The sequence below is a fragment of the Streptomyces sp. NPDC050161 genome, assembly GCF_044460025.1.
GTDB lineage: Bacteria > Actinomycetota > Actinomycetes > Streptomycetales > Streptomycetaceae > Streptomyces.
Genome location: NZ_JBITJM010000017.1, coordinates 164,658 through 172,442 on the forward strand (window position 1 = coordinate 164,658; position 7,785 = coordinate 172,442).

Annotated in this window: 10 protein-coding genes; 5 read left to right on the forward strand and 5 right to left on the reverse strand. The window is 71.4% G+C overall.

Annotation, left to right across the window (positions count from 1 at the left end):
• Positions 1-58 precede the first annotated feature (58 nt).
• The 5 genes from ACIBK8_RS25935 (at position 59) to ACIBK8_RS25955 (ending at position 3,581) form a co-directional block, all read left to right on the forward strand.
• Positions 59-412 carry a DUF317 domain-containing protein gene (locus ACIBK8_RS25935; RefSeq protein ID WP_399044258.1) on the forward strand — a complete coding sequence of 118 codons (354 nt, stop codon included), beginning with the start codon at positions 59-61 and terminating at the stop codon, positions 410-412.
• 333 nt (positions 413-745) lie between these two features.
• The gene (locus tag ACIBK8_RS25940) at positions 746-1,036 is read left to right on the forward strand and encodes a hypothetical protein (protein WP_399044259.1); all 291 of its coding nucleotides are present in this window, start codon (positions 746-748) and stop codon (positions 1,034-1,036) included.
• Positions 1,033-1,848, forward strand: a complete 816-nt coding sequence (locus tag ACIBK8_RS25945) for a DUF317 domain-containing protein (RefSeq protein ID WP_399044260.1) — start codon at positions 1,033-1,035, stop codon at positions 1,846-1,848. The genes ACIBK8_RS25940 and ACIBK8_RS25945 overlap by 4 nt, the downstream gene beginning before the upstream one ends.
• A gap of 111 nt (positions 1,849-1,959) precedes the next feature.
• Positions 1,960-2,841 carry a hypothetical protein gene (locus tag ACIBK8_RS25950; protein ID WP_399044261.1) on the forward strand — a complete coding sequence of 294 codons (882 nt, stop codon included), beginning with the start codon at positions 1,960-1,962 and terminating at the stop codon, positions 2,839-2,841.
• 392 nt (positions 2,842-3,233) lie between these two features.
• On the forward strand, positions 3,234-3,581 hold the full coding sequence (locus ACIBK8_RS25955; RefSeq protein WP_399044262.1) for a hypothetical protein: 348 nt from the start codon (positions 3,234-3,236) through the stop codon (positions 3,579-3,581).
• Positions 3,582-3,756: 175 nt separating this feature from the next.
• Here the strand turns inward: ACIBK8_RS25955 and ACIBK8_RS25960 are convergent, their stop codons facing one another.
• The 5 genes from ACIBK8_RS25960 to ACIBK8_RS25980 all read right to left on the reverse strand — a co-directional run bounded on the left by ACIBK8_RS25960 (position 3,757) and on the right by ACIBK8_RS25980 (position 7,558).
• Positions 3,757-4,458, reverse strand: coding sequence for a hypothetical protein (locus ACIBK8_RS25960; RefSeq protein ID WP_399044263.1), 702 nt, complete (start codon positions 4,456-4,458; stop codon positions 3,757-3,759).
• Positions 4,459-4,536: 78 nt separating this feature from the next.
• A complete protein-coding gene (locus ACIBK8_RS25965; protein WP_399044264.1) occupies positions 4,537-4,998 on the reverse strand; it encodes a hypothetical protein in 462 nt (153 codons plus the stop codon).
• An 87-nt stretch (positions 4,999-5,085) separates the two neighbouring features.
• Positions 5,086-6,789, reverse strand: a complete 1,704-nt coding sequence (locus ACIBK8_RS25970; RefSeq protein ID WP_399044265.1) for a mobilization protein — start codon at positions 6,787-6,789, stop codon at positions 5,086-5,088.
• 14 nt (positions 6,790-6,803) lie between these two features.
• Complete coding sequence (locus ACIBK8_RS25975; RefSeq protein WP_399044266.1) at positions 6,804-7,436, reverse strand: plasmid mobilization protein; 633 nt, start codon at positions 7,434-7,436, stop codon at positions 6,804-6,806.
• Positions 7,433-7,558, reverse strand: a complete 126-nt coding sequence (locus ACIBK8_RS25980; protein ID WP_399044267.1) for a hypothetical protein — start codon at positions 7,556-7,558, stop codon at positions 7,433-7,435. Before ACIBK8_RS25980 ends, ACIBK8_RS25975 begins: the two co-directional genes overlap by 4 nt.
• Between the last annotated feature and the right edge of the window lie 227 nt (positions 7,559-7,785).

The following is a 7,785-nucleotide window of genomic DNA, read 5'->3' on the forward strand; positions in this document are numbered from 1 at the left end:
AGGGGCATGTCAACGTAGACGTCTTCCCCTGAAACACCAGGTCAGAGAGGTGATGCCTATGACCGTGGAGGTTTCGACTCCCGGCTTCTCCACGACCGTCGAGGCCCTGCGGCTGCACTCCTGGAAGCTGGGCCCCGGCCAGCCGACGCTGGTCACCGACCAGTTCACGGCGACCGACTTCAAGCTGGTCGTCGACGACCGGGCCGATGTCCACATCAACTCCCGTGACGGCCGCTTCTACCTCGGCTGGTTCCCGTCGGGCAGGCCCGGCACCGACGGCGAGGGATGGAAGCTCGCGGTCACCGGCACCGCGGACACCCCCGGCTACAGCGCCGCGTTCGACACCGAAACCCCGGCCGAGATCGTCGCCGCCGCCGTCGCCCGCGTTCTGGCGACCGCCCGCCCCCTGTGAGCGCTCCGCGTCCTCCCCTTCCGTATCGCCCTGACCGGCCTGTCGGCGAACACGCGAACACCGCCCGCCAGACCGGAGAGCGCACAGCGTGGACGGATGCTCGGCGTCCCGCCTCGACACCAGGGCCTGCAGGCCACGACCCTCGGCACGCTGGACGAGGCGAACGCCCAACGCAGCTGCCCAGCTGCCGGTCGGATGTCGGCTTCGGGCATCGGCCCGCTCTCGCATTCCTGCGATTCTCAGCCGCCTTCTACGCCCTCCGATGCGAACGGTCCGCACCCGGCCCGCACGCGTGCCACTCGGAACACCGCCGTCTACGTCAAGGAGAATGCCTTGGAACCGGAAGTGACCGTCGGCGAGTTCATCGACCGGCTCTCCCGCTGCGACCGCGACGCCGTGCTGCGCCTGGCGATCAACCCGTTCTTTCCCATGGCGCACCGCCTGGGTGATGTCCTCGTCGGGACGGACGAGTGCGGCGATTCGGTGGTGTACATCGGGGAGAGCAAGGAGGCCGAGCAGTTCGGGCCGCTTCCGCCCGAGGTCGCCGTCGCCCTCACCTGGCACGAGCCGGTCGACGCACCCCCGCGCATGCGGCGCTCAGCACGCCGCAGCCACACCCCGTGATCCCCGTATCCCTTCATCGCCAGGAGGCGCCCCTGCACCCGCACCACCCCCTCGACCCGTCCACCCCTCAGCCTTCCGGTGCTTACTGGGTCACGCCACGTCATCTCGCAGGTGATGACGGTCTGCTGGCCGACCAGGTCAGTGCCACCCTGTCCACGCTGGGCTGGGCGGACCTGACCATCGTCCGCGGACGCCGGGAGGCCGACGAGCCGGAGGACGCCCGGCAGGTCCTGCGCAGCACCGTCCTCCACCTGCGCCCCGATACGCTGGCCTGGGCCCAGTGGGTCCTGGCGGACGAGCCGTTCCACCTGGGCGAGCTGCCGGTGGCCTGGCAGGTCTCCGCCCGCCCGCACGTCCGCGGCCCCGCGCAGTGGAATGCGTACTTCACCGGCGGCGTGCCGCACGAAGCCCTCTCGGATTTCCTTCTCGCGCTCGACGCGCGGCCCGATCCCGCCTCCGGTTTCGACGGGCCCGACACGGTCCTGGCCGCGCTGGCGGACCAGGGCTGGATACGCGACATCGACACCCCGGACACCGCCGCCGACGATCCGGGTTTCACCTCCGCCTTCACGCTGTGCTGGCTGCCGACGCACATCCAGGACAGCGAGCCGGCCCTCGAACCGGTGGGCTGGCAGACGTGGGCACAACCGGCGCTGGGCGCCCCCTACCTGTGGTGCGCGACCTTCAGCGCCAGCGTCCCCCACGACCTGGTCGCCGCCTTCGCCTCCTCGCTCGCCTCACCAGTGCCGGTCCTGCGCCGTGTGCTGCCCGAGAGCACCGAAGGCCGCCTCACCCTCACCCCGGCACCCTGACGCCGGCACCACACGCACCCACCCGCACTACCTCCACCGCCCCGCCCCGCCTGGCCTGGTGGCGGCTTCACCAGCGCACACCGTGCGTATCCCCGATCACCTGGAGGTCCTTTGCCCCTGCCCCTGCCCCTGATCCGGTTGTCCATCGGCCTGACGAACGGCACCGCCCACTGGGGTGCCGTCAAGGACGGCGTGCCGTTCACCCTCTGCGCGACGCACTCGCCGGACCTGGTGCCGATCGCGCCAAACACGGCGCACCAGATGTGCCAGAGCTGCCGCCGCGGCCGGCTGGCGCTCTCCAGCACACCGCATCCGGGCACCGGGGAACCGGACGCCCGGCCCGCGGCCGGGACAGGCAAGGGGGCGGTCGGGCACCGGCCGATCCCCGGCCACCTGCTCGGCTACTGCGGCAAACCCCTTGACGCACGCCGCAGTTCGAGCCGCAAGGTGTGCGCCAACTGCCTGCGCCTCAGCGACTCCCTCGCGGCGTTCCAGCGGCGGGTGGGCCCGCTGCTCCTGCCTCCCGACGAACCGTGCCACGGCGGCCCCGACCTGCTGTGGGCGCCTCGGGGCCGCGCGAACCTGGTCACGGGGCACCGCCGCGATGCGGCGACCGGCAGGGCGCTGTGCGGACAGCACCTCGCCGGGCCCAACCCGGGCGCCCAGGAGTGCGCCCCGTGCCGACGACGCCGGGAGGAGAACGAGACCGCCCGCCAGATGTCCACCCTGCCCGCGATGCGGAAGGCCGCGAGCGGATGGGACCAGCGCCCGCTCGACGTCTACGAGGACCGGGCCGGCGCGCTGCGCCCCGGCGATGCCTACACCCGGCCCGACTGTGCCGACAGGCACCATGTCGCCACCGTCGCCGAGCGAGGCCGGGGCAGCCACACCGACCTCCTCGTCTACCTCCCCGGCGAAGACCGCCTGACCGAGGTCCGCATCCGACGCGACCGTCTGGTCACCGTCCAACGCCCCCTCACCACAACCGAATAGCCCCGCGACCCAGGTGAGCGTTCACCGGAGGGTGTCGTAACTGCCGTGCCCGGCAGGCCGATTCGGCCTGCCGGGCACGGGCGCGTTACGGCTCCTGCTGGCGGGCGGTGGCTGGGGTGCGACGTGGGCGGCTGCGGCCGGTCGGCCAGGGTGCCGGCGTCTCCGCGGTGCATAGCAACGAGCCTCCGCCAACTTGAAGCCGAAGGCCAAAAGGCTGGCGGGACGGCTTTCCGAGGGGACTTCGCAGCGCCGCCCATAACGGGTGTGAGCATCCCGGAAGACCGTGACATCAGCGTGCGAGTAATGCGCGCCAAACGGATCACACAACTGATCGGAATTCCGCGACCAGCAGTTCCCACATACTCCACTGAAGCTCTGGAAAGAGTGCGCCCATGCCTATTATCGGCCCCGGCCCCGACGACCCCGAGTACGACGACTACGACCCGGCCTGGAAGACCCAGGACACTCCGTTCCGGCGATGGCTGGTCGAGAAACTCACGGAAGCCGGCTTCATCGGTCCCGAGTGGGTGGCCTCCCTTTACGCCCCCGTCAACCGCTACCACGGTCTGAGCCGCGAAGACCTGGACCTCCTCGCCATCGCTACCCGCACCACCATCGATGCGGTGCAGGCCGCTCACAAAGCCGACCTCGGCCAATGGGCGCGCGAGCAGGAGCTTCGCGATCATCCGGACCTGGCTGTCCTCGACGCAGACCTCGACCGGATCAGGCATCGCTCCTGACCCGGGAAGAGCGATGGCCGCTCCGTCGGACGATCTGCTCCGCAGACTGCCGCCCACAACCAGCGTGAGCACCCGAGCACCGGTCACACCAGCTCTTGGACCTGCGGCTTCACGTTGTCCGAGACGCAAAGCGGTGCCCCTGCCCGAAGGGCAGGGGCACCGGCGCATGGGCGGATCAGCGTGCGCCGCGGGCCTTGGTGAGCGCCTTGTCCAGGTGGGTGTCCACGAGGCCGGGGGATCCGGCGACCAGGACGACGGTGGTGCCGGTGCGGACGGCGGTCTCCTTGGTGACGGTGCTGCGTCCGCCGGTGGTGAACGTCATCTGAAGGCTCCACCGCTCGTCACCGAGCTGCGGTGCGGGCAGCTTATGGACGGTGATGTCGACCGGCGTGCTGCCGGCCACCACCTGGTATGACGAGCACGAGGTCATGGCGTCGAAGATCCGGCCGGTGTTCTTCGACAGCTCCGAGGCGGTGTCGCTGTAGAGCTCCTCGGACACCTCCGAGTTGCCGCTGCCGGTGTGGCTGAAGGTGGCCTTCGCCCGGCGCGGGAAGTCGAGGGAGCCGCCGGCCGCGGCGTCGCCGCCGAGCTTTTCCAGCGCGGGGCAGCCGGTCACCGTCACGTCGTCGTTGTCCGAGGCGCGCTCGGGCTTGCGTAGGTATCCGGCGCCCAGGTCGCTCTCGTCCAGGAGCCGCTCGCGCAGCGCGCCCGAGGACAGCGGCGCGCTGGGCTCGGCGCTGTTCGCGGCCTTCTTCTGGTGGTCTGCGGTGGCCGAGGGCGTTGCCGAGGCGGTGGGAGCGGGGGCGTGGGAGCAGCCGGTGAGGGCGAGGGCGGTGAGGCCGAGGACGGCGGCGATGGCGGTGGTGTGACGGTGCATGTGAACCCCTGGGTTGATTCGGATGGGCCGGCAGTACCGCTCCTTGGACGGTGGTCGTGGGGCAGGGGAACGTGCGGGTCAGCCGTCGAGGTGGCCGAGGTGCCTGAGCCCGTCTTCGAAGGTGTCGTGCCGGGAGTCCACCGGGGTGGAGTGGCGGTTGTACCAGGCGGCGTCGAGGCGGGGTTCGAGGGTCTGGTGGCCGGTCCGGCAGCGCAGCCATACTTCGTCGCGCGTGCTGACGATGACCCAGTCCCGGTACGAGCCGCACCCGGGGCATTCGCGGATCTCGCCGTCGATGACGAGCGGCCGGGGCCAGGGCATCATCATCCCGGCGACTTCGTCGCGGGCCGGCATCCGCAGGTCGGCCGGCAGGAAGTCGTCCACCACGGCCTGCGGCTGCATCTGCGCCGTGGCTGCGGCCTGCTGCTGCGCGGCCTCGTATATCGGCGGGATCAGCCCTTCGGTCATCTGCGCGTGCATGCGCTGGGCTTCGGCTGCCTCGCGCAGTATCTGGCGGCGCGCCTTCTTGCGTCCGAACACGTGATCCCTCTCCTCGTCCTGCAGGCCACAGTGATCGTGCCGTAAGACGTTGACCAGGTTCTACTCAAAAACTCTCCACCCGCCGGGTCACCGGGCCTTTCGGCCAGCGGCCGGCGCCGAGAGCGGGGTGCGCGGCGTCGCGGCGTTGTCGTCGGTGCGCGCTGCGCGGGTGTGGGCGGGGAGGCCGGCCGTGCGTCGAAGACGCCACACCAGGACGTCGCTGACCGAGTCGGCGGTGGTCAACTCCCTTCGTGCGGCTGCGTCTTCGAGCAGGGTGACGGGGTGGTGTCCGGCGGCCTGGGCGTCGGCGAGGGTGGCGGCGAGCGCGTACCAGCCGGGCTCGGAAAGGATCTGCTCGGCCAGCTCCGGCACTGCCTGGCGCAGGTGCGCGGCATGCTGGTGCTGGAGTGCCTGCGACAGGTGCCGGCCGCGTTGGTGCAGGGCAGCCATGGGTTGCCGGGCGGCCACTTGGTAGGCGGTGCGCAGGTGTTCGGCGGCCTGGCGGGCGGCGGCGGCCTGCTGGGCGTGCTCCTTCTTGCTGTGCCAGTGCGCAACGGTGGTGACGAGGAAGAAGGCCATGTCGATCAGCATCGCCGTGGTCGCGCCGTCTTCGCCGCGGCCGACGGCGGGCCCGCTGTAGACGAGTTCCCGGGCAGCCTGGCGCAGCGCACGGTCGTGCCCGCGCTCGGCGCGGACGTGAGAGCGCGAGGCCCGCTCGAAGGCGAAGGCCGCGTCGCGCAGTTCGCGCCGGGTATGGGCGGCGGAGGTCTGGGCGAGCGCATCGAGGACCTCGCCCGCCGCGGCGACGTGCGCGGCCACCTGGGCGTCGTCGGCGTGGTCGATGACCAGCACCGCCTGCCACACGGCCGACGCGGCACGCCGACGCGCCCGAGCCGGCGTGCTCCGGGTGCGCGCAGCGCCCCGGTCTGCCCAGGCGACGTGAGGGCGGGGCGTGCCCTGGGACCAGCGCTCGCGGATACGGGGCAGGGACAGGTCGGGGGCGAGTTTGGAGCCTGGGTAGAACACCGGCTCGTCGTCTTTGTTGCGGTCGTCGGGGAGCGCGACCTTGTAGCCGAGCAGGTCACCGGAGGGCGCCACGCGGCGCTGGATGAGAAGTCCGGCGGCGGCCAGGCGACCGAAGAACTCTTCCTCGCTCGCCGCGCCGGCCACGGAGCGGCGTACGGTCTCGCGCAGTTCCTCACGCGGCGTGCGTTCCTTGTTGTGCCGTGCGGCCTTGTGGCGTTCGGCGCTGGTGGGGCGCTGGGCGGCGGTGCCGTCGCCGCGGTTGAGGCGGCGCAGCCCCAGTTCCGTTTCCAGGAGGCGGGCTTCGGCCTGGACGCGGGGGGCGTCGTAGTTGAGGTCGGGTTTGTAGCCGTCTTCGCGGACGAGGGTGGCGATGATGTGGATGTGGTCGTCGGCATGCCGTACGGCGGCCCAGCGGCATCCGGCGGCGTCGTCGGGGTGGTCGATGCCGGCGGCGGCGACCATGCGCCGGGCGATGTCGCCCCATTCGTCGTCGGACAGGATGCGGTCTTCGGTGCCGTTGCGCACGGACAGGTGCCACACGTGCCGGGTGGGGCGGTCGGCGTCGTCGATGTTGTCGAGCGGCTGGTCCAGGAGATGCTGGAGCTGCTTGAGGGTGGCGTTGGCGTCGCGGCCGGGGTCGGGGGCGTGGTGGTCCCAGGAGGCCACCAGGTGCGGGTCGGTGTGCTCCTCGTACTTGCCCGGCCCGTACAGGTAGTACAGCAGGCCGATGGTGCGCTTCCCGCGCTTGTGAACCCTGGGGATCATGCCGTTGGTCGCCTCTAAGTCCGGTCGAGCAGCTTGTCGGTGACGTCCTGGACGCGGTTCACCGCACGGTTCACGGCGCCGATCACGGCATCGAGTTCCGCCGGCTGCCCACCGGAGTTGAGCGCGCGGGTGACCTGGTTGAGGTTGTTGCCGACCTGGCCCAGGTGCCGACGCGCGGCGAACAGCTCGGTCACCAGCTGGCGGTGGCCGGCGATAGCCGCGGCGGTGTTCTCACCGTCGTCGGCGGCAGCAAGGCCGGCTCTGACGAGGTAGGCGGGCAGGCTCGTGCGCGTGGAGCGCGCCGCAGTGGTCAGATGCTTCCACTCGTCGTCGTTGAGGCGGATGTTGCACATGCGGGATCGCTTGCGCTCGCGTTTGAGGGGGGAGCGCTTTCGTGGCGCTGGGGGCGTGGCACTCGTGCTGCGCTGCGGTGCTTCTTCTCCTGGCTGCGGTCCGCCCTCGGTCGCTGCCTGACGGACCTGCGCCCCCCGGTGCTGGTCCGCTCCCGCCACCCCTGGGGCGGGAGATGGCCGAGCTGCCTTCCCCAACGGGGAAGAGTAGCTTGGCCGATAACTTGCTCCCGTCGCAGACGCGTTGACGTCCGGCTCGCCCGGCGAATGGGGGACGGGTTCGTTCGGGCCCGTCATCGGACGCGGGCCCTTTGCTGGAGTTCGGCGGCGAGGCCGAGCAGCGCGGCGGACCCGCACAGGACGGTGACAAGGCCGTCGGGGCGGTGCTGGACGAGCCACTGGCCGTTCGGGGCCGGCACGGCGGCGTGCAGCAGCTGGTAGCGGACCAGGACGTCCGCCCACGCGGCGGCCTCCTCGGCACTCGGGACGGGACGGGGGATACGGATGAGGGCCTCCTCGGGCAGGCGGTGGGGCGGGGGGGGGGGGCGGGCCCCCCCCCCCCCCCGGGGGGGGGGGGGGGGGGGGGGGGCGATAAAAAGGGTTAAGCCCCAAAGAGGCCCAGTGGTTAGTGTGATCAAAAACCCCC